This is a genomic window from Dysgonomonas gadei ATCC BAA-286 (assembly GCF_000213555.1).
Lineage (GTDB): Bacteria > Bacteroidota > Bacteroidia > Bacteroidales > Dysgonomonadaceae > Dysgonomonas > Dysgonomonas gadei.
In genome coordinates, this window is record NZ_GL891979.1 from 557,094 (window position 1) to 578,877 (window position 21,784).

The window sequence follows — 21,784 nt, forward strand, 5'->3', positions numbered from 1 at the left end:
AAAACAGGCTGGTACTTCGATTCTATCATACAGTATCAGCCTGTTTTTTACTTCTTATCTTACTGATTTGTATATCAGTAGTTCTTCCTATCAATAAATTAATTCGGAATCTGTACTTATGAAAAATTGGTTGTCATTAATAATAAAATTTAAAAGGAGATTCTTTTCTTTATCGATATTTCTTATATCAGGATTTTTTATCTCTCTCTACGGACAATCCTGGAAACTGATAGAATCTACTAAGTTTCCCAAGCAGGAAACGTTCGTTGCCACACTGTCTGTCCTCGATCATGGGGCTAAAGGAGATGGTGTAACAGATAATACTCAAACATTTCAGCGGTTGTTGGATCAGCTTGCTACATACAATGGCGGAACCCTTTATGTGCCCGAGGGCAAGTATGTCATAAAGGGAGCCTTAAATGTTCCCAAAGGAATAACCATTCGCGGAGATTGGAAAAAACCACAAAAAAACATGCCTATCGAGGGTACTATTATTATGGCTTACTCAGGTAAAGGTGATTCAGGCAGTGCGCCTCTTTTCACACTGGAACCCGGTGCCGGAATAATGGATATGGCTATTTGGTATCCCGAACAAACTCCGGACAATATCCAACAGTACCCGGCATCTATAATGTTCGGGAAGACAGGCTATTGGGGTAATGACTATTGCAATGCAAAGAATATTACATTCGTAAACTCATATATCGGATTAATGCTGTCCAGAGTAAACGGTGGTGGTTGTCCGATAATGAATCATCTATATGGAACACCGCTTTCCGTAGGAGTGGAAATAGATAATATTGCCGATGTAGGGCGGATTGAGAATATTAACTTTTCTCCCGAATATTGGGCTTCATCCGGCCTGCCTCATGCTCCTGTTTCAGGAAGCTCATATAAAAATTGGATATATAATAATGGTACAGGTATCGTTATGAGACGTAACGACTGGTCTTATACATGCTATGTCGATATTGAAGGTTATAGTATAGGGATGCTGTCTGCTCATTCATTAGTGGCAGGTCAGGAAACATCCGTTCCCAACGGACATAACTATGCAATGACTTTTACGCGTTGCAAAACAGGTGTCTATAGCGCCGACGTTAACGAAGTAGGAGTTATGTATTCTAATATAAAGATGACGGATTGTGAAAACGGATTTGTGATAGGTCCCAATACAAGTGGAACGGTTCAGATTCAGGCATCTGAAATCAGTGCGACAGCCGAAGCTGTAAAAATAGATAAGTCGTCTAGTGTAAAAACTCTCGTAAATCAATGTGTTATAAATAAGGGAGTTGTTAACGCAGCCGGAGGTATATTAGTCGCAAATGATTGCGATTTTAAAAATCAGCAGCCTCAGATAGCATTAGGCATCGGGGCGCGTTCTGTTCTAACAGGAAACCGTTTTACTCAGGAGGTTAAAATTGATGATAAATCGATAATGAAATCAGTTATCGACCATAGCCCCCTATCCATCAAAAAGGTTCCGGATTTCACCAGAGTGGAAGAAAAAGCGAGAAAGCCTTCCCGCAATGTGATGTATCTGGCTACCGTAGCGCCATATAATGCAAATGGTAACGGAGTGAAAGATAATACAACAGCTATACAGTCGGCATTAGACAAAGCTGCTGCTGATGGAGGTGGTGTAGTCTTCCTACCTCCGGGCAACTACAAAGTTACCGGAAATTTATCTGTGCCAACGGGAGTAGAGTTAAAGGGCGCAGTCGATTTAAGTTCGGCTCCTTTAGGTAAAGGTACAATCATTGAGGTGTATACAGGCAAAGGAAATCCGAATGGCCAGTCCTTTATGAAACTTGCGAAAAACAGCGGTATACGGGGAATTGTATTCAATTATCCGGAGCAGAGAGCAGCATATCTGCCCAATATGTTCGCATATCCTTATACTGTACAGGTTACAGGGTCGGATGCTTACATTATAAATGTGGGAATGCGTGCTGTAGATAAATTCGCTGATTTATTTACCTACAAATGTGACAATCACTTTGTAGATTATGTAATGGGACACGTATTTAATGGAGGGATTAAAGTAGGCGCCAATTCCGAAAACGGAGTGATACAGAATGTACATGTCAATATCGGTTGCTATGCAACAGGTGGCGAATCGAAATGGGGAAGCTGGCCTAATTCACCGATACCCGGGATAGAAGAAAGTCTTGTGCAGGCTTCATATAAATACGGACTGGAAAAACTGGATTTTATCGAACTGGGAGCATGCAAAAATCAACGTTTATATAATAATTTTATCTATGGAGCTCACAAAGGGCTTATACTAGGTGACAATAGTGGCAATGGCCCCGAAGGTATCTCGATGGGTACCGGAATAGACGGGACAACAAGCGCTGTTTGTATTGAAAAGATAGGTACAGGAGGATTCGATTTTATAAATACACAACTGGTTGCTATTGGCGACAATAACACATGGTATATAGAGACCGGAGCAGGATTTACAGGAAGCACTACATTCTTTAATTCCGATTACTGGGGTAATCCTAGCAGAGGAATGCAACTAAGAAATGGAACAATTGAACTGCAGTCTGCCAATTTTCATCATCCGGGACAGAGTGGGTTGGCAACACTGAATCATCCTGCTAAGTTAAGTTTTGTAGCTTCTACTGTCGCCCCTACGGACGCAATTCTGACAGATCCGGCAGAAGCTCAGTTATCAGTTCAGTCATCCGTATTAAATCCATCCCGCATCAATCCGGAGAAATGTGCATTGTGGAAAAACAATCTGGATTATGCAATTAGGTATACAACCGAATATGTGTATGACAGGACAGGGTGGACAGCAACTGCATCTCACAACAACAATAACGCATACATGGCTATTGACAGCAAACCCGAAACCAGATGGGATACAGGCGCGTCACAGGCCTCCGGGCAATGGTTTATTGTTGATATGAAGAAAGTACATAAGCTAGATGCTATCATTTTGGATGTGGCCGCAAGTGCAGGCGATTCACCTGTTTCTTATAAGATGTATCTCTCCGATGATGGTCAGACATGGACTAGTGCTGTGGCTTCCGGTAAGGGTACCCGAGATGTTTCTTTCATCTATCTGGATGAAACAACAAAAGCAAGGTATATAAAGATAGAGCAGACGGGACAGGCCGGGAATTACTGGTCGATACATGAGCTTTATGTATACAGCGCCGATTTGAAAAAAACTAAAACCCCTTTGGACAGGACTGGTTGGATAGCTTCGGCTTCTAAAAATAATGACGGTGCGCAGAGGACTCTCGACGACGACCTTTCTACACGATGGGATACTGAAGCCGTACAGGAATCGGGTGAGTGGTTTCAGGTGGATATGTTGCAACCACAAAAGTTTAACAAAATCCATCTCGATTATACAGAAAGTCCGAATGATGGACCTGATAAATATGAAATCTATGTATCTGATGACGGAGAATCGTGGGGAGAACCCATCGCTTCCGGTGGCGGAACTAAAAGTACATTGAAAATTGAACTGGATGATCAGGAGGCGAGATATATACGCATTTTGCAAACAGGAACAAACGAAGGGGGGTATTGGTCGATACACGAATTCTGGGCTTATAATAATGAAAAGGAAATTGGAACTGTCAAATTTGAGATTATACCGACTCCGTCGAATGCCACAGTTCATATAAATGGGATAGAGCAAAGTTTTGCAATTATAGAAAAGGGCGAAGATGTGACTTATAAAGTATCGGCAGAAGGGTATGTTGCAGTTGAAGATACCCGCTCAAATCTTCAATCCGATACCCGTATCGAAGTAAAGCTCGAAGCTATATCTGTACCAAAAGTCAGATTCGAAATAGTGCCTACTCCTTCGAGTGCTATAGTAATAATCAATGGAATCGAGCAGAGAATTGTAGAAATTGAAAAAGGGAAAAGCGTTATTTATAAGGTTAGTGCAGAGGGATATCTAGACGCAGAGGGAACTGTGTCTGATATCCAATCGGATACTCGCCTTGAAATTAATCTCGATCCAATTCCTGTAATCAGATTCGAAATTATACCTACGCCTTCGGATGCTACCGTAATAATGAACGGTTCGGAACAAAAAACTATAGAAATTCAAAAAGGACAGGATGTAACTTATAAAGTTTCGGCAGAAGGATATATTCCTGAAGAGAAAACGGTAACTAACATTCAGTCAGATAAACAGCTAATAGTTAATCTGAATCCTATAGTTTCAGATCCGGACAAAGAAATAAGTTTTTCATATGACGGACATCACATAAAGGTAAGGGGAACAACAGGTGAATTCAGGCTAAGAGTTTACTCTGTATCCGGTAAATGCCTTATTGACAATACAACAAAAGGAGATGTGCCTTTCATCTGTCCTGCAAGCGGAGTGTATATTTTGAGACTGGATTATGAGGGCAGTAAATATGAAAAGAAAGTATTCCTCAACAAGTAGTCGAAGTAGTAGTTTTTAACTTATAATAAAAAAGCAGAATAATGTTTAGAAAGTTTTTAGTATGTGCATTGCTCACATTGCTGTTGGTTTCCCTGTCAGCCGGTTTAAAAGCCCAACAGAAAGATGTATATCTGGATGAAAAAGCGCCGACACACGACCGTATAATGGATTTGTTGTCGAGACTTACCATAGAAGAAAAAATAAGTCTTCTCAGGGCAACCTCTCCGGGAATTCCCCGTTTGCAAATACCAAAGTATTATCATGGAAATGAATCATTGCATGGCGTTGTTCGTCCTGGCCGTTTTACGGTTTTCCCACAGGCAATAGGCCTGGCAAGTATGTGGAATCCCGAACTGCACCACAAAATAGCAACAGCCATATCCGATGAAGCCCGTGGACGGTGGAATGAACTGGAACAGGGCAAATTACAGACTCAGCGTTTTACCGACTTGCTTACTTTCTGGTCGCCTACAGTGAATATGGCCCGTGACCCGCGATGGGGACGTACACCAGAGACTTATGGGGAAGATCCTTATCTGTCTGGTATATTGGGTACTGCATTTGTAAGAGGATTGCAGGGAGATGATCCCCGCTATCTTAAAATAGTTTCCACTCCTAAACATTTCGCTGCTAATAATGAGGAGCACAACCGGTTTGTTTGCAATCCGCAAATATCGGAGAGACAACTGCGTGAGTATTATTTTCCCGCCTTCGAAATGTGTGTGAAAGATGGTAAATCTGCATCTATCATGTCGGCATATAATGCGATAAATGATGTTCCCTGTACAGCTAATCCGTGGCTGTTGACAAAGGTTTTGCGGCACGATTGGGGATTTAACGGATATGTGGTTTCCGATTGCGGAGGACCGAGTTTATTGGTGTCGGCAATGAAATATGTAAAAACAAAGGAAGCCGCCGCTACTTTGTCTATTAAGGCTGGGCTTGACCTCGAATGCGGTGATGATGTTTATATGCAGCCACTGCTGAATGCATACAATCAGTATATGGTCAGTCGGGCAGATATAGACACGGCCGCATACCGGGTACTGAGGGCAAGGATGCATCTGGGTTTGTTCGATGATCCTGATCTTAATCCTTATAACAAGATATCCCCATCCGTTGTTGGTTCGGCTGAACATAAACAACTGGCTCTTGAAGCGGCTCGCCAGAGTATCGTTTTATTAAAAAATAACAACCGGACTTTACCTTTGAATCCTAAAAAAGTAAAGTCTATAGCAGTAGTCGGCATTAACGCAGGGAATTCCGAATTTGGGGATTATAGCGGTATTCCGGCTAATGCTCCGGTTTCTATTTTACAGGGAATCAAAGATAAAGTAGGGGACAATGCGAAAATCCTATATGCACCGTGGAAATCAGCGATGGACGGTAAAGAGATGATTTCAGCCCCTTATTTCCCCGGAGGTCTGAAAACGGAATATTTCAGTAATATGGAACTTTCGGGTACGCCAAAAACACGCACCGAAGAATGGGTAAACTTCGAACCAGCCAATCAGGCGCCGGACCCGTTTATCCCTCCGTTCCCAACTTCGATCCGATGGTCGGGTAAATTACGTCCTGAGGTGTCCGGAGATTATACAATCTATTATACAGCTGACGATGGCAGTCGACTGTTTATCAATGGAGAGAAATTAATCGATGCATGGGTTGAGCGTAGTATCGCTACTGATTCAGTGTCTTTATATCTTGAAGGAGGTAAAGAATATGATATCAGGGCCGAATATTTCAATAACCGCGACAATGCTGTAGCCAGGCTATATTGGAAAGTGCCGGATGTAGGTTCAAAACAACGTCTGGATATGTACGGTGAGGCCGGAAAGGCCGTCAGGGAGTGTGAGCAGGTAATAGCTGTTTTAGGGATAAATAAAACCATTGAGCGTGAAGGACAGGACAGGTATGACATTCATTTGCCTGCCGATCAGGAGGAATTTATCCGGGAAATATATAAAGTCAATCCTAATATTGTGGTAGTATTGGTTGCAGGAAGTTCTTTAGCTATTAATTGGATGGATGAACATGTCCCTGCCATCGTGAACGCATGGTATCCGGGAGAACAAGGTGGAACAGCCGTTGCAGAAGTGTTGTTCGGTGAGTATAATCCGGGAGGACGTTTGCCTGTTACATATTATAACAGCCTTGAAGAAATCCCATCTTTTGACGATTATGACATTACCAAAGGACGTACATATCAATACTTTAAAGGGAAGCCGCTTTATCCGTTCGGCTATGGACTGAGTTATACTACATTCGCTTACAAAAACTTACAGATAAATGACAACGGAAATAATATCAAAGTCTCCTTCGAACTGAAAAATACCGGGCGTATGGACGGTGATGAGGTTTCTCAGGTATATGTGAAAATACCTTCTTCGGGAATCTTTATGCCTATAAAAGAACTGAAAGGATTTCAACGCAGCACCCTCAAAAAAGGTGCGACGAAAAACGTAGAGATAAATATAAGGAAAGACCTCTTGAGGTACTGGGACGATGCAACGGAAACATTTATTACACCTAAAGGTGAATACGAATTTATGATCGGAACTTCGTCTCAGGATATACAATTGACAAAGAGTTTTACTTTGAACTAAAAACTATTAAATGAGAAATATTGCAACCAAAATCCTGATTTTAATATACTTGTTTATTTCAGTTACAGGGTTTTCACAGAACAAAGAATATAATCCGATAGAAACAGCAGTACCCTCATTAACCATTGCGCCCGATGCACGTTCGGGCGGGATGGGTGATGTTGGAGCAGCAACAACGCCCGACGCTTATTCTCAATACTGGAATCCGGCAAAATATGCTTTTGCAACCAGTAAAGCCTCTTTAGCCCTGTCATATACTCCATGGATGCGGAGTGTGGTGAATGGAATATCTCTACTCAATGCTGTAGGTTATTACAAACCGGGAACAGAAAACAATCAGGCATTGAGTGCATCTCTACGATATTTTTCGATAGGAGATGTGTATCTGGCCGATGCGCAAGGTGAGTTTATAAGCACTGTTGCTCCATCGGAACTGGCTGTGGATATCGGTTATTCACGGAAATTGACAGAGACTTTTTCCGGCTCTGTAGTTATCCGTTATCTACGTGCCAACTATTCCGGCATAGAGGACGAAGATTCTTCTGACGGTACATTTGCCGCTGATGTTGCCGGCTATAATGAATCCTATATCAATATAGGAAAGTCGGAAAGCCTTTTGGGACTTGGGTTTAATATATCCAATATAGGAGGAAAGATATCTAACGGTGGACATAACAGAGAAAGTTTTATTCCTGCGAATTTTAGAGTGGGCACATCATTAATGTACCCTTTGGATGAAAAGAATTCATTAACCATTGCCGCCGATCTGAATAAACTGTTAGTACCTACTCCTCCTGTCCTAAGAGATGGTGAATCGATGGAAGATTATAGAGAAAGAGTACTCGAATATGAAAAGATGAGTTCCTTCAAAGGGATATTCAAGTCCTTTGGAGATGCTCCCGGTGGATTTTCGGAAGAGATGAAAGAAATAACCTGGGCGCTAGGGATTGAGTATGATTATGATAGTAAATTCAGGCTGAGGACAGGTTATGCGAATGAGAATGCAATGAAAGGGAATCGCAAGTATCTGACATTTGGCACAGGACTCAAAATAAATGCATTCCAGCTAGATGCAGCTTATATACTGGCAACTAATAACTCAAATCCTCTGGACCAGACATTACGTTTCTCTCTGGCGTTCGATTTTGAGGCTATTATGAAATTACTGAATAAATAGTTTACAGATTGGCCGAAAACTTTATCTATAGTATGTAGCCGGTAGCCTTTGGCCGTTAGCTAATGTTCTTTGAAAGATTGATTCGTAAATTTGTAGATTAGCATATTAGCAAATGGGTGAAATAGTGTAACCTTTGTAACCTTTTTGGAGAAAGATATGAGATACGAGGTGTTAACTACTCTCTATCGAGATGCTTCGCTTCTCTGAGCAAGCTAATTATTAATTTTTCATTCTTAATTATTAATTGTTTTCTGTGTTACTTTTGTTACCTTTTCTTCTAATATACCTGCTAATACTCATCATTAATTGAATTTTTATATATCTGTTAACCTTACATCGGACTATTTATTAATGGCATACTGTTTTCTTTGTGCTATATGAAAAATACACAAGAATAAAATATCATAAAAAACTAAGAGTATAATGAAAAAAAAGACGAAAGCATTTATTTGCCTGCTATGTGTCCTGTTTTTCTCCACTATAGCGGTGGCACAGAATAATATTGCGGGAATTTCTACATCAGTCAATGAAAAAACGGTCAACGCCGTAGCTGACAACAACCTGAAAACGAATTGGAAACTGGCCTCGAAAGACTTACAAAAAGCGGAATGGCTGATGTTTTCGTTACAAAAAGCGGGAGATGTTAATGCAATCACCATAGACTGTGAGGGAATAACACCTCAGGAATTGCAAAAACTTCTATCGGTGTATATTACATACGATCCTATGAATCTGGGGGTTCCTGTTAGTTACACTGTGTCGGCCAAGGGTAAGGTATCTGTACTGTCATTTACACCAAAGTATGGGGCGCATGTCCGTTTTGTATTTAAGGAAGGGGTACTGAAGAAAGACTTACTGATAAAAGAAGTCTCGGTATCTATCCTCGATAAAAAAGCGGAAATAGCAAATGTACCATTAAAGGAGAGGGCTTATATGAATCCTAATCTGCCTCTGGAATCCCGTGTAGAAGATCTGCTGTCTGTGATGACTGTAGAAGATAAAATGGAACTACTTCGCGAAGGTTGGGGAATACCGGGTATACCACATTTAGGAGTTCCTGCTATACATAAAGTGGAAGCGATACATGGCTTTTCTTATGGCAGCGGTGCAACTATATTTCCTCAGTCAATAGGTATGGGCGCTACATGGAATAAAAGGTTGATAGAAGCTGCTGCTATGGCTATCGGAGACGAAACCGTAAGTGCCAATGCCGTACAAGCATGGTCACCCGTATTGGATGTTGCACAAGATGCCCGGTGGGGGAGATGTGAAGAGACTTACGGGGAAGACCCGGTATTGGTAACGGAAATAGGAGGTGCATGGATAAAAGGATACCAGTCGAAAGGCTTAATGACCACTCCAAAGCATTTCGCAGCGCACGGAGCACCTCTGGGAGGAAGGGATTCTCACGATATAGGACTTTCCGAGCGGGAGATGCGCGAAATTCATCTGGTACCTTTCAGAGATATCTATAAAAAATATAAGTATCAATCGATAATGATGTCTTATTCGGATTTTCTGGGAGTTCCTGTTGCAAAGAGTAAAGAACTCCTGAAAGGAATTCTGCGCGATGAATGGGGCTTTGACGGGTTCATTGTCAGTGACTGCGGAGCCATAGGGAATCTGACGGCCCGCAAACATTATACAGCAGTAGACAAGGTGGAAGCCGCAAGACAGGCTCTTGCGGCAGGTATTGCAACCAATTGCGGAGATACCTATAACGACCCTGATGTTATAGCGGCAGCTAAAAGAGGGGAGTTGAATATGGACGATTTGGACTTCACTTGTAAAACTCTTTTACGCACATTATTCAGAAACGGATTGTTCGAGAATAACCCATGTAAACCTCTCGACTGGAATAAAATATATCCCGGATGGAACTCACCGGAGCATCAGGCATTAGCCCGCAAAACGGCTCAGGAATCTATTGTGTTGCTCGAAAACAAAGGGAATATTCTGCCATTATCAAAATCGCTTAAAACGATTGCCGTAATCGGCCCGGGAGCAGACAACTTGCAACCCGGAGACTACACTTCCAAGCCTCAGCCGGGACAGCTAAAATCTGTGCTTACGGGTATTAAAGCCGCTGTAAATAGCAGTACAAAGGTATTGTATGAGGAAGGATGCCGCTTTATCGGCACAGAAGGAACTGATATAGCTAAGGCTGTGAAAGCAGCAGAAAATGCGGATGTAGCAGTACTTGTACTGGGTGATTGTTCTACAAGTGAGGCTTTAAAAGGGATAACCAATACTTCAGGAGAAAACCATGATCTCGCTACATTGATATTACCGGGAGAACAGCAGAAATTGCTGGAAGCTGTATGTAAAACAGGAAAGCCGGTTGTACTGATATTACAGGCCGGACGTCCTTACAACCTGTCTTATGCTGCTGAAAATTGCCAGGCTGTACTTGTAAACTGGTTGCCGGGTCAGGAAGGTGGTTATGCAACCGCAGATGTGCTTTTCGGAGATTATAATCCTGCCGGACGGTTGCCAATGACATTCCCACGGGATGCAGCTCAGCTGCCACTGTATTACAATTTCAAAACATCGGGACGGGTTTATGATTATGTGGATATGCCATACTATCCTTTATATCAATTCGGTTATGGGTTGAGTTACACTTCATTCAACTATTCGGATCTGAATATATCATTAGAAAAGAATGGCAATGTGTCGGTGAATGCTACTGTGACAAATACGGGGAAGGTAGCCGGGGATGAGGTTGTGCAGCTATATATAACCGATATGTATGCCAGTGTGAAAACACGTGTAATGGAACTGAAAGACTTCGACAGGGTTTATCTGAATCCGGGAGAGTCGAAGAAAGTGTCCTTTGTTCTTACCCCTTACCAGTTGTCCTTGCTTAATGATGAGATGGACAGGGTGGTAGAAAAAGGTTTATTTAAGATAATGGTCGGAGGCAAAAGCCCTTCTTACGTTGCAAAAGATCGTATAAAAGACAGTGTCGGTTTCATCGAAGCTAAGGATGGAATCAACGGGGAGATAGACTATCCTCTGAACTTTAATGCAGATTTTGCTATAACAGTCGTAAGTGTTGAAGACCAGCCGGGAAAAGACGCAAAAGTGGCAAATGTACTGGTTACAAATACAGGAAACCTGACCGATACAGGAAAGCTGATGATGTATCTCGACGGCAAGAAAATAGGGGATACACGCCATTATGATTTGGAACCCGGTGAAGAAAAGCAATTCCAAATTGAAGTATCACAGAGCAACTTTAAGACATTACAATTCACATCGAAATATAAAAGCGTAACTTATACAAGTAAATGATATGAAAATAAAGAACTACAAGCTTACCCTTGTAGTTCTTTATTATACTTCATCGGGGATAAATATGTATTACTGCACCTCCGTCAGAGGCTAAAGGCAGTTCGATGGTATCTCCTTTTTTTACTTGCTTAATCTGCTTTTTCAAATGATTTGGATTTATACTTACATCTTCGGCATCAGTATATATTTCTGCGGTAAAGTCACCTTCACCAAGGAAATCCAGAGTAATAGTCAGGGTACGGGCTTTACTATTATTCAGGGAGCCAATATACCAATCAGTATTGTTCCTTCTTGCTATGGTAACATATTCATTTACTTTGGCGTCAGGGACTTTGGTTTCATCCCATACTGTGGGTAATTTTCGCAAGAAATCGAATCCCGGTTGCCCTTCATAAGAAGGAGGCGTGTCGCATATCATTCCCAGATAACTTTCCAGTACCACATACATAGCCAACATATGACAACGGGTGCTGGTCACTAATGGATTTGTATATTGTATCTTGAACTTGGCTTTCGGCACAGCTCTGAAACCGCCCAGATGATAATCGGTAGCACCGGCCAGCAGACGAGTAAATGGCATCGAGATATCGTGGTCTGCATTGATAATCGTATCCCATTTATATACTTCATAATTGAGCGTACCCTCCCTTGTGAATTCGTTCGGATAAGTACGCTGTAAGCCTGATGGCTTGCTAGAGCCGTGGAACTGTATAAATAGCTTATATTGGGCTGCGGTGGCTAATATCTCTTCCTGAATACGGATCATTTCCTGATCGTCACGATCCATAAAATCAACCATCATACCTTTTACACCCCATTCGTTAAACTGCCTGAAGGCTGCATCCAACTTTGCATATAAAGGCTTCCAGTTTACCCAGACATGAATATTGATTCCTTTACTTCCTGCATAATCGCATATTTTCTTCATATCTATCGGCTTGATAGTCTTTGTAACATCTGCATTAGGGCCCGGAGTACTGAAATCGTATCCGTCATCTACATACCATGACTGCTCCGCGTAACCATAAACTGAATGGTAATCAAGTCCGTTTCGGGCAGCAAAGTCAATGTAATACTTATTTGTCTCGAAATTATTACCCGGCAGGAAGGTTGTGTCCGGAACAACATTTCCGTTCCACCAGGTAAACGTAGTCTTACCGGGCTTTATCCATGAGGTATCTTCTATCTTACACGGCTCATTGAGGTTTGTAAGTATATTGGATTCTATAAGAGCTCCCACCCGGTCACTTATAGACATTACACGCCATGGAGTATGATGAGGCAAATTGACCTTCACCTTTATTTTATCCTGCCCGGGAAGAGGGGATAGCTTGCCCACAAACATACCATCTTCTTTCACCAGATACATTCCGGCATAGTTTACGATAGCTGCTTCGGTGATTGCCATAAAGATATTGTCCGGATATTCCAGCATGATGGGCATATCCATTAATCTGTTTTCTTCTATGTCGTTATAATCCAAATGTGTATATAATCCTTCATGCGAACTTGTATATGATGGCAGGAACAAGGTTAATGCCTTCGGGTCTCCTGCGAGATTGAAAGTTGTCTTCTCGTCATACATGACATAAGAATCCCAATTGGATTGTCTAGGAAATTCATAGCGGAAAGCTATGCCATCATTAAAGGCCCTTACTACTAAGTTTATTTTTCTGTTAGGTGCATTTTTCTCTTCGAGGGGGATTAAAACCTCTTTGTAATGACTATGGATCGTTTTGGTCTTACCTACAATTAATTCATATGTTTCATCACCGGTTCTGAACATGGGTTTATTCATCTTCAGATCCTCTCCGAATTTCCCGTTCTCAAAATCCAGTGAAAGGGGGGAATCCTTTATTAATGTTTGTTTTTTGAACGTCACTTTGTAGGATGGACTTATGTTATCCAGTTTGAAAGAGAATGTCAGGCGCCCGTCAGGAGAAGTGAGGGATACGTTCTTTTGAGCAAATAGCGATGGTAGCATCACTATCAGAAAAAAGACTATTCCAATGTATGAGTTTTTCATTTATATAAGTTTTAATTAATATCTCTATTCATAAGAATCGAAGGTTTACCAATAAATACATTAAGGTCTTCTGCTGCAGGATGCCCACCGTAAGGCATGTAATAATGCAAAGGCTTATCAGGCTCCCATGCATTACGCCAGAAAAGAGCCCATGCAACTTTATGCTGTGTTATGATAGGATAAACAATATTAGTGAAATAAGTAGAATCCGGTATGCTTTCCATTCCGGTTTCCCCGATAACAGGAACTTTGTTCGTTTTGCTGGCATAGTCCGTCACAATCTTTAGATTGCGGCTCATAGCATCTTTGTATCTCTCTATATCTTCTGGCGATTTACCGTTCACATAGCTGTCATAGCCTACTATATCCACATATTTGTCTCCAGGATAGCGTTCCAGATAGGCTTCCTCGCTTTCCGTTTCGGATGGCGAATAGGTATACAGCAAGTTATGGACATTTTTCTTGTCACGCAGGTATTCGACAGTCATTATCCATAATTTCTTGTATTCATCCGGTGTACATTGTTTGCTTCCCCACCAGAACCAAGCTCCGGTATGCTCATGATACATACGGAATATCACCGGAATATAATTGCTGTCCTTATCCTTCAAATCCAAGAAGAAATCGGCGACACGGTCGAGCCATACAAGATATTTCTCATGGTTAGAACCATTCGGCAGAATAGTTCTAACGACAGAATCCTGCGCGCAATCCCATGCTGTATTTCCCGTTACTATATTGTCCCCGTGCCAACTGACAGTGGTAATGCCCCCTCTGTCATAAGTTTCTTTTATATAACGCTTCATATCCGAGAAGTAAATAGAATCGAGATTAAACTCCGCTCCTGTTTCCACATGCCCCAGTTCCCATCCTATCACGGCGGGATAGTCCCCGGTAACATCTTTCACGTCAGACCTGCCGGCTTCTTTGTACCATGCATGCCCATAGGCCAGATCATCCTGATGGCCCACCATAATACCTTTGTCCATCAGTGAGAACAATCTGTTATACAATACGACTGTCTCTTTCGTCGCATTCTTGTCTATAGGTAAAATTTTGTTCTCCACTTCTTCTTTTTGTTTACAAGAAAGCAATATTAGAGTAAGAAGCGTAAATACTAGTAAATGTTTCATTATATTTTTTTTATGAATGTTTCTATTTTATGTCTTTTATTACCAATAGGTATTTTATTAAAAAGTAACAGAAGTAACAGAAAAAACAATTAATAATTAAGAATGAAAAATTAATAATTTGATTATTATGCTGAGTCGAGCAAAGCATCTCGTCAGTAAACGATTAATAACTTGTATCTCATATAACTTTCAACTTATTACTTAAAACTTACTACTTGTTAAAAGGTAACAAAGGTTACACCTTTTCACATATTTTCTTCTGTAACTGTATTCTTTATAACACGCTGGTTATACGCATTGTATAGATAAAATTATAAGTATAAAGTTACAGCTGCTCCGGAGAAATATTCAATAATATGTTTTTACAATATAACTGTCTTTTGTTGTTATATACCAAAGGAACAAAATAGAACTGCGACCTTAATCAATTCCAAAATGTTCTAACATTTCCATGCACATACGTCCATTGTGATAAGGGCATTTCCAGAATCCGGCTTTGTCATCTTTTCTGTTGATACTTCCGTCCGGCAGGCGGCTCCAGTACCATTCACCGTTTTCGTTGTCGACCATCCGGCTTTGAATATACGACCATACTTGCGATGCCCGTTCTTTATATATAGCATTCTTGGAATTTCTGTATGCGTACATATATCCCACTACAGCTTCGGCCTGCACCCACCAGTGGCGTTCCGTATCCATATGCCCGTTCTTATATTCGTATATCATACTGCCATCGACCCCGATACCTCCGGAAGCAGCATCGGCTATCTTCAAGGACAGATCTTTTATCTCAGCGATAAGCGCTTTGTCTCCCAATACTTCTGCCGCCTCGAAAAGCAGCCACGATGCTTCAATATCATGGCCATAAGATACGGCAGTAGACTTTACATTCCAATCTTCGTCGAAGAAAAGATTCAGGTGATTAGTATTGCTATCCAGAATCTTATCCGTGAAAACATCTATCAATTGCCTCTGTGCCGATTCCAACTGCGGGTCTTTCCATATACGGCAAAGATTTGTATATGGTTCCAGTATATGAAGGTGAGTATTCATCGTTTTCACCTCATTCTCGTCTTTATCGCTAAGGCGCATATCTTCTATCGGTTGCCAGTCGCGGGTAAATGCCTCAGGATAACCGCCTGTAACCTTATCCCTGTATTTTTCAATCAGGTAAAAGAAATCTTTAGCCAGTTCCAATGCCTTTTGCTCACCTGTGGCACGAAAATATTCCGAAAAACCGTAAAGCATAAAGCCCTGTACATAAGTCTGCTTCTTCGTGTTTACAGGATTACCTTTATAATCGAGTTCCCAGAAAGCTCCGCCGTATTCCTTATCGATAAAGTATGCAACGATATAATCGAAGGCACGTTGTGCCATTTTCAGATATTCTTCATTCTTGAGGATACGGTATGCAGAAGAAAAAGTCCATAAGATGCGGGCATTCAATATCGCCCCCTTATTAGCCCGGGAATTCAGCATATTATTGCCATCTATCTGTCCGTAGAAGCCGCCATTATGGTTGTCCTGCATTTTATTTATCCAGAATGGCAGGATGTTTCCGATTAATTCTTTCCTGAATCCGTTCATTTATTTTCCCTCCTTAAATTCAAATCCGATGTTATTTCTACCAGTTTCTTTTCCGTCAGGGGATAGAAATAGATAAATACGACCGATAATAAGGTACCCACTGCAGGAAGGAAACTCAGGAACATTTTTATCACATTGATTGTTTCAGGATTCTGCGCCTCATTCGCCTGAAATCCGAAGTAACCGAGCAGCCAGCCTGTCAGGGCGCTGCCGATTGCCCAACCGAATTTCTGGCTCATCGACGACGAACTGAATATCAGTCCTGTCGCCCTGTTGCCGGTCCTCAGTTCCGAGTAGTCGGCACAGTCGGCATACATGGACCATAGCAGCGGAAAAATGCTTCCTGCACAAATACTTATCAATGCCTGTAAAATAAAAATCAAGGTGAGGCTGTCTTTATCCATCCAGTAAAATACAATGCTTAGTACAGTAGCTATTGCCATCGCACCCATATAGGTATATCTCTTGCCTATACGGTTGCTGACCGGAGCAGCCAGTATGACGCCCACTATATTGGCAGCCTGCCCCAATGCAAGGTATAACCCGCTAAGGACGAACGGTATACTGAACACATTGATTGTACCGAAACCATCCTCCACGATATAATATTTAAAGTAATAGACAGTAGCTCCGTCGCGTATCGAATTGAATACCAATGCTGCGACACCTGCTCCCAACAGAATCCACCAGGGCTTATTCTTTATCAGATCGCGCAAATCGTCAAGCAAGGGTGTTTTCTCCTGCTTTATCGGTTTCACACGTTCTTTTGTGAATGAAAAGCACATAAAGAAAAGTATAGCGCACATCACAGCAATCACTATCACTGCCATAAACCAGCCGCGCTGCTGATCTTCGACGGCATTGCTGCCATTGCTGAAATAATTGACTAACGGCATAAACAGCAGGAATGTTACAAAACTGCCTATATATGCAAAGGTCATGCGGAAGGTAGATAATACATTCCTGTCTTTCTGGTTAGGGCTCATCACACCCAATAACGAGGCATAGGGCACATTGATAGCCGAATATACCATCATCATCAGGGAGTAGGTTACATAGGCATATATGACCTTACCCGTATAATCCAGACCGGGGGTAAAAAAAGTAAATACCCCGATAACGGCAAAGGGTATTGCCAGAAACAACAGATAAGGACGGAATTTACCCCACCGTGTATCCGTGCGGTCGGCAACCATACCTACAATCGGGTCGAAGAGCGAATCCCAGATACGGGTAATCAGGAACATAGAACCCACCACAGCCGCAGGCAGCCCGAACACATCGGTATAGAAAATCATCAGGTAGGAACCGAACAGTTTCCAGAACATGGACGATGCCGCATCCCCGAATCCATAACCTATTTTCTCTTTTAATGTAATTTTTACAGAATCCATTATGAAAATCTTCTATTTAGCTTCAAAAAATATTCATTGATGTATTTAAATGTTGGATTAATTTCGACTTCACTTTGTTTCGTCAGAACGTTCATTTTGGCATTGCCCAAAACGAACCAAAAGGCTAGCGCTCCGTTCCTCGGCGACCTGTCAACAGCTTGCCGGCTGAAAGGGACAAACGGGCTATCGCCCCGTCCCTTTCTTAGCCGGCTGCACCGGACAGGTGCCCGCCTGCGTCACGAATGCGCAGAGGCTGATGCCTTAGTAAGGCAAAGCCCTTTCAAGAATAAAATATGCGTCAGCCCGCGCCGTTAGCTTCATGGACGGGGTACCCGTAGGTTGAAAAGACGAAAAAACGGAAACGTGTTTGAGCTTATCCACTAATTCGGATTATACAATCTTCCCAGCGAGTTTTTCCGTTTCGTCTTTTTGTCCGTTACGGGTCGGCCTTTGAAGCGGGGCGTTAAAGCGTTTTTGGTTCCTTTTGGGGATTTGGCCAAAAGGAACACAAGCAATTTTTAATTGCGCGTAGTCGAAATTAATCCAACATTAAAATATACCATTAGTATTTATTAATTACTTTATTTTTGAACAGCTAAGCTATTTGTATTTTTAGTTAACTCGAAATTGTTTTCTATAAGCTTTGTTAATGTCTGCACAGAAGTCGCAGAACGGTATCCGTCCGGAGCTGTGTTCAAACAGTAGTCTAACAAACGGTTTATAGAAGAGACAGCAACATGCATACGTGTATCGCAAGAAGCATAATAAAGGAATACAGTACCATCGTCATCCGCAATCCATCCGTTGGTAAACAGCACATTGGATACGTCACCAATCCTTTCTTCCCCAACCGGGGCCATCAGATGTCCCGCAGGTTCGGCAATCAGCTTGTCGGGCTGTTCGAGGTCGGTAAGATACAGATAAAGGACATACCTCAATCCGGCAGCGCACATACGCACACCATGCGCAAAATGCAGCCAGCCCTTCGCCGTCTTTATAGGATGAGGGCCTTCGCCGTTCTTCAACTCCTTGATCGTATGGTAATAACGGTAATTGATAATCTTCTCTTCCTTTATCTCCGCTTTTGCAATATCATCGACCAAAGCCCAGCCTATACCGCCTCCGCTGCCGGCATCTATAAATCCGTCCTGAGGGCGGGTATAGAGTGCATATTTTCCATTTACGAATTCGGGGTGCAGTACCACATTCCGTTGCTGGCTTTTCGATTTCAGATCCGGCAACCGTTCCCAACTTTTTAAATCTTTTGTACGGGCTATACCCGCGGCAGCCACGGCAGACGATAAGTCTCCCGCCGGAGCATTCGGGTCTTTGCGCTCGGTACAGAATATGCCGTAGACCCATCCGTCTTCATGTGCCGTGAGACGCATATCGTAGACGTTTACATCGGGATTATCGGTTTCAGGCATATTTATCGGATAATCCCAAAAACGGAAGTTATCGACCCCGTTAGGACTTTCCGCTATGGCGAAAAAGGATTTACGGTCGTTGCCTTCCACCCGCACCGCCATTAGGTATTTCCCATTCCATTTTATAGCTCCGGCATTGAATGTACCTTCTATGCCGAAACGCTCCATAAAGTAGGGATTCGTCCCGGGCGACAAATCGTATCGCCAGAATACCGGGGCATGTGCGGCCGTCAGCACAGGATATTTATACCTTTCGAATATTCCGTTGCCGGGGAATACCGGTTCATTCTTACGCGTAACTAATTCTTCATATTCTTTAGTTACAGCCTCCAGACGTTTTTTAAAAAGCTCGTTCATTTCTTTTATTTTTTTAATATATATCATCAATTGAAATCTTCCCTATCGCATTTATTTCAGGGCTATTCCAATTTTATAAGTTTCTTATCCATATATTGCGGTATGCAACCGCATCGCCGTGATTTTGCAGCATCAGCGGCAATCTTCCATGTGCATTGTATTTCGGAAAACCGATATATTCGGTCGTACCTTTCAGCACATAGTTATTCTGAATTAATACACCGTTCAGCATCACAGTTATTATTGCAGGACTTTCCAGTTTTCCGTCTGTCCCGAATACCGGAGCCTTCCAGAAAATATCATACACCTGCCACTGCCCGGCCTTGGTATAAGCATCCGCCAAAGGCGCCCGCTGTTTGTATATGCTGCCGACCATACCGTTCACATAGGTAGGATTGTTGTCCCCGTCCAGTACCTGCACTTCGTAAATACTTTGGAGAAAGACACCGCTGTTTCCTCTGCCTTGCCCGCCACCCTTAGCAGGAGTCGGAGATTTGAATTCTATATGTAATTGACAATCGCCAAAATATTCTTTTGTGTAAATATCGCCTGCGCCTTGTGTTACTGTCATACCACCGTCCACTACTGCCCATTTTGCCGCGCTACCGTCCGCAGATACCCATTTCGACAAATCCTTACCGTCGAACAACACAATTGCGTCCGAAGGCGGTTGCCCTATATTGGCTGCCGGAACTATCTTAGGCGGTTGCGGATAATACCATTCTGTACTTTCAGGCTTCATCTGCTGCGCAGATACAGCAATAGTAACTGTGGATACGAAAACTAATAATGCAGTTCTTTTCATTGAAGATATTTTTATTAATTATTTATTAGCTGATTACTTTAAAGATGGCATTTCGTCTCTGGTTATTACCTTATCGTTATTAAAGACCTTCTTTATAAATTCCTCTCCGTTGTGTTCATCGAGGCGTGTCATAGGTCCGTTCCACGGCATAAACCACGACCACGCATCGCCGTATTCGAACATTTTATCTATATCGGGTATGGAACCGCATTCGCTAAGAGCGATTATCTTGCGGCCACCATATAATTCTTTTACCTTATCAAAGGCGATATATTGGGAGCCGTGCTGCCTCTCGCCCGGATAAATATCCATGCCTACGATGTCAACATATTCATCGCCGGGATACCATTCGCCTGCTTCGCCTGCGGCATCGCTTGTCCACACCCATATCAGGTTATTCAGCCTATGGTGGTTTGTAAGCCTGTCATACATCAATATCCATAAGGCTTTGCAAGGCTCTGATCCTTTTGCCCCCCACCAGAACCACTTTCCGGCTGCTTCGTGCAAAGGACGCCAGAGTACAGGTATATTCGACTCTTTCAGTTGTTTCAGATAATCCGCAATAATATCTATATCGGCTATCATCGCTTTATATTCCGGCGAATCCGTATCATTGATTTTAGATATGTCGAATGTTGTACTTTCGGTATAGAACTGGTCTGTCAGTTTCAATGGGTCGCGCCAATGCCACATGATGGAGACAATACCGTTGTTTTGCCACCACATTTTGGAATTATTTACTATGGCCTTGTAATTCACAAAATCCCATGTACGGTTATAGTCTATAAAATCGAAGCACGCGAGAGCAGGCCATTTACCTGTTTTCTCATGCATCCAGTTTGCTTCTTCCAGTCCTGTGCTGTAATTGGCCATAGCTCCGGATATTGTTTTCTTTCCGAAATTATCTTTCAGGAAATTGTACAGTTTTACTGCCTGTGCCGAAGCACCGGGTGTCACAAGAGATGGTGATACGATGAAAGAGATATCCTCCTGCGCTTTATTTACTTCTATGTAATCGAAAAACATCCAGCCCCAGCCTTTTTTTATGAGGACTATATTCTCCCCCTTATCTAGTATGAGACCGTTTACCGGGAGAGTTTCCCAGTCTTGTGCAGGATCGAATATCAGGCTCGACTGTTGTATGTTATTTATGAATAGCAGATTTTCTTTTTTCTGCCCGTTTGTAGAATATCGTATATCCAACTTGTATTTCCCTTTTTCGGGAACATTGATCCTGAAAGAAATATCACCGCCGTTTTGGTTCACATAGCCTGTTCCCGAAAATCCGGGTATGTTTTTTTCAACAACGGCATCGCCTACCAGTATTGCATTTTCTGCTTCGTAACGGATAGTCTCTACAACCGGAGAAGGATAACCGGATTCTTCACCTCCTTCTTTTTCCGTATCCCCCGAACAAGAGGCAAAAACAGAATAACAAAACAAATTGAGCAAGCAGATAATAATTCCTTTCTTCATTTATTTATATGTTAATCGATGAAGCTATTATCAGGCCGCAATGGCATATAACATTGCGGCCTGTATTACTTTA

12 protein-coding genes are annotated in these 21,784 nt (G+C 42.1%); 5 read left to right on the forward strand and 7 right to left on the reverse strand.

Annotation, left to right across the window (positions count from 1 at the left end):
- Nucleotides 1-118 precede the first annotated feature (118 nt).
- The 4 genes from HMPREF9455_RS02060 to HMPREF9455_RS02075 all read left to right on the forward strand — a co-directional run bounded on the left by HMPREF9455_RS02060 (nucleotide 119) and on the right by HMPREF9455_RS02075 (nucleotide 11,506).
- Nucleotides 119-4,426, forward strand: a complete 4,308-nt coding sequence (locus HMPREF9455_RS02060) for a discoidin domain-containing protein (RefSeq protein ID WP_006797912.1) — start codon at nucleotides 119-121, stop codon at nucleotides 4,424-4,426.
- 41 nt (nucleotides 4,427-4,467) lie between these two features.
- A complete protein-coding gene (locus HMPREF9455_RS02065) occupies nucleotides 4,468-7,032 on the forward strand; it encodes a glycoside hydrolase family 3 C-terminal domain-containing protein (protein WP_006797913.1) in 2,565 nt (854 codons plus the stop codon).
- Nucleotides 7,033-7,042: 10 nt separating this feature from the next.
- On the forward strand, nucleotides 7,043-8,209 hold the full coding sequence (porV, locus tag HMPREF9455_RS02070) for a type IX secretion system outer membrane channel protein PorV (RefSeq protein WP_006797914.1): 1,167 nt from the start codon (nucleotides 7,043-7,045) through the stop codon (nucleotides 8,207-8,209).
- Nucleotides 8,210-8,632: 423 nt separating this feature from the next.
- Nucleotides 8,633-11,506 (forward strand): glycoside hydrolase family 3 C-terminal domain-containing protein, encoded by a 2,874-nt coding sequence (locus HMPREF9455_RS02075; RefSeq protein ID WP_006797915.1) that lies wholly within the window; start codon nucleotides 8,633-8,635, stop codon nucleotides 11,504-11,506.
- Nucleotides 11,507-11,555: 49 nt separating this feature from the next.
- On the opposite strand, the gene HMPREF9455_RS02080 is transcribed toward HMPREF9455_RS02075, so the two are convergent.
- The 4 genes from HMPREF9455_RS02080 to HMPREF9455_RS02095 form a co-directional block, all read right to left on the reverse strand.
- Nucleotides 11,556-13,532 carry a glycoside hydrolase family 97 protein gene (locus HMPREF9455_RS02080; protein WP_006797916.1) on the reverse strand — a complete coding sequence of 659 codons (1,977 nt, stop codon included), beginning with the start codon at nucleotides 13,530-13,532 and terminating at the stop codon, nucleotides 11,556-11,558.
- Nucleotides 13,533-13,543: 11 nt separating this feature from the next.
- Nucleotides 13,544-14,665, reverse strand: a complete 1,122-nt coding sequence (locus tag HMPREF9455_RS02085; protein WP_006797917.1) for a glycoside hydrolase family 26 protein — start codon at nucleotides 14,663-14,665, stop codon at nucleotides 13,544-13,546.
- Between the two features lie 420 nt (nucleotides 14,666-15,085).
- A complete protein-coding gene (locus tag HMPREF9455_RS02090; protein ID WP_006797918.1) occupies nucleotides 15,086-16,252 on the reverse strand; it encodes an AGE family epimerase/isomerase in 1,167 nt (388 codons plus the stop codon).
- Nucleotides 16,249-17,646 (reverse strand): MFS transporter, encoded by a 1,398-nt coding sequence (locus HMPREF9455_RS02095; RefSeq protein ID WP_006797919.1) that lies wholly within the window; start codon nucleotides 17,644-17,646, stop codon nucleotides 16,249-16,251. Before HMPREF9455_RS02095 ends, HMPREF9455_RS02090 begins: the two co-directional genes overlap by 4 nt.
- A gap of 39 nt (nucleotides 17,647-17,685) precedes the next feature.
- Here HMPREF9455_RS02095 and HMPREF9455_RS02100 point away from each other — a divergent pair, with 39 nt between their 5' ends.
- Nucleotides 17,686-17,961, forward strand: coding sequence for a hypothetical protein (locus tag HMPREF9455_RS02100; RefSeq protein WP_006797920.1), 276 nt, complete (start codon nucleotides 17,686-17,688; stop codon nucleotides 17,959-17,961).
- 266 nt (nucleotides 17,962-18,227) lie between these two features.
- On the opposite strand, the gene HMPREF9455_RS02105 is transcribed toward HMPREF9455_RS02100, so the two are convergent.
- The 3 genes from HMPREF9455_RS02105 to HMPREF9455_RS02115 form a co-directional block, all read right to left on the reverse strand.
- Nucleotides 18,228-19,430, reverse strand: coding sequence for a glycoside hydrolase family 130 protein (locus HMPREF9455_RS02105; protein WP_006797921.1), 1,203 nt, complete (start codon nucleotides 19,428-19,430; stop codon nucleotides 18,228-18,230).
- A 73-nt stretch (nucleotides 19,431-19,503) separates the two neighbouring features.
- Nucleotides 19,504-20,235 carry a 3-keto-disaccharide hydrolase gene (locus HMPREF9455_RS02110; RefSeq protein WP_006797922.1) on the reverse strand — a complete coding sequence of 244 codons (732 nt, stop codon included), beginning with the start codon at nucleotides 20,233-20,235 and terminating at the stop codon, nucleotides 19,504-19,506.
- A 33-nt stretch (nucleotides 20,236-20,268) separates the two neighbouring features.
- Nucleotides 20,269-21,711, reverse strand: a complete 1,443-nt coding sequence (locus HMPREF9455_RS02115) for a glycosyl hydrolase (protein ID WP_006797923.1) — start codon at nucleotides 21,709-21,711, stop codon at nucleotides 20,269-20,271.
- Between the last annotated feature and the right edge of the window lie 73 nt (nucleotides 21,712-21,784).

Coding starts and splice junctions, on each gene's coding strand:
- HMPREF9455_RS02060 (WP_006797912.1), top strand. CDS start 119: ATGAAAAATTGGTTGTCATTAATAATAAAATTTAAAAGGAGATTCTTT.
- HMPREF9455_RS02065 (WP_006797913.1), top strand. CDS start 4,468: ATGTTTAGAAAGTTTTTAGTATGTGCATTGCTCACATTGCTGTTGGTT.
- porV (WP_006797914.1), top strand. CDS start 7,043: ATGAGAAATATTGCAACCAAAATCCTGATTTTAATATACTTGTTTATT.
- HMPREF9455_RS02075 (WP_006797915.1), top strand. CDS start 8,633: ATGAAAAAAAAGACGAAAGCATTTATTTGCCTGCTATGTGTCCTGTTT.
- HMPREF9455_RS02080 (WP_006797916.1), bottom strand. CDS start 13,532: ATGAAAAACTCATACATTGGAATAGTCTTTTTTCTGATAGTGATGCTA.
- HMPREF9455_RS02085 (WP_006797917.1), bottom strand. CDS start 14,665: ATGAAACATTTACTAGTATTTACGCTTCTTACTCTAATATTGCTTTCT.
- HMPREF9455_RS02090 (WP_006797918.1), bottom strand. CDS start 16,252: ATGAACGGATTCAGGAAAGAATTAATCGGAAACATCCTGCCATTCTGG.
- HMPREF9455_RS02095 (WP_006797919.1), bottom strand. CDS start 17,646: ATGGATTCTGTAAAAATTACATTAAAAGAGAAAATAGGTTATGGATTC.
- HMPREF9455_RS02100 (WP_006797920.1), top strand. CDS start 17,686: ATGTATTTAAATGTTGGATTAATTTCGACTTCACTTTGTTTCGTCAGA.
- HMPREF9455_RS02105 (WP_006797921.1), bottom strand. CDS start 19,430: ATGAACGAGCTTTTTAAAAAACGTCTGGAGGCTGTAACTAAAGAATAT.
- HMPREF9455_RS02110 (WP_006797922.1), bottom strand. CDS start 20,235: ATGAAAAGAACTGCATTATTAGTTTTCGTATCCACAGTTACTATTGCT.
- HMPREF9455_RS02115 (WP_006797923.1), bottom strand. CDS start 21,711: ATGAAGAAAGGAATTATTATCTGCTTGCTCAATTTGTTTTGTTATTCT.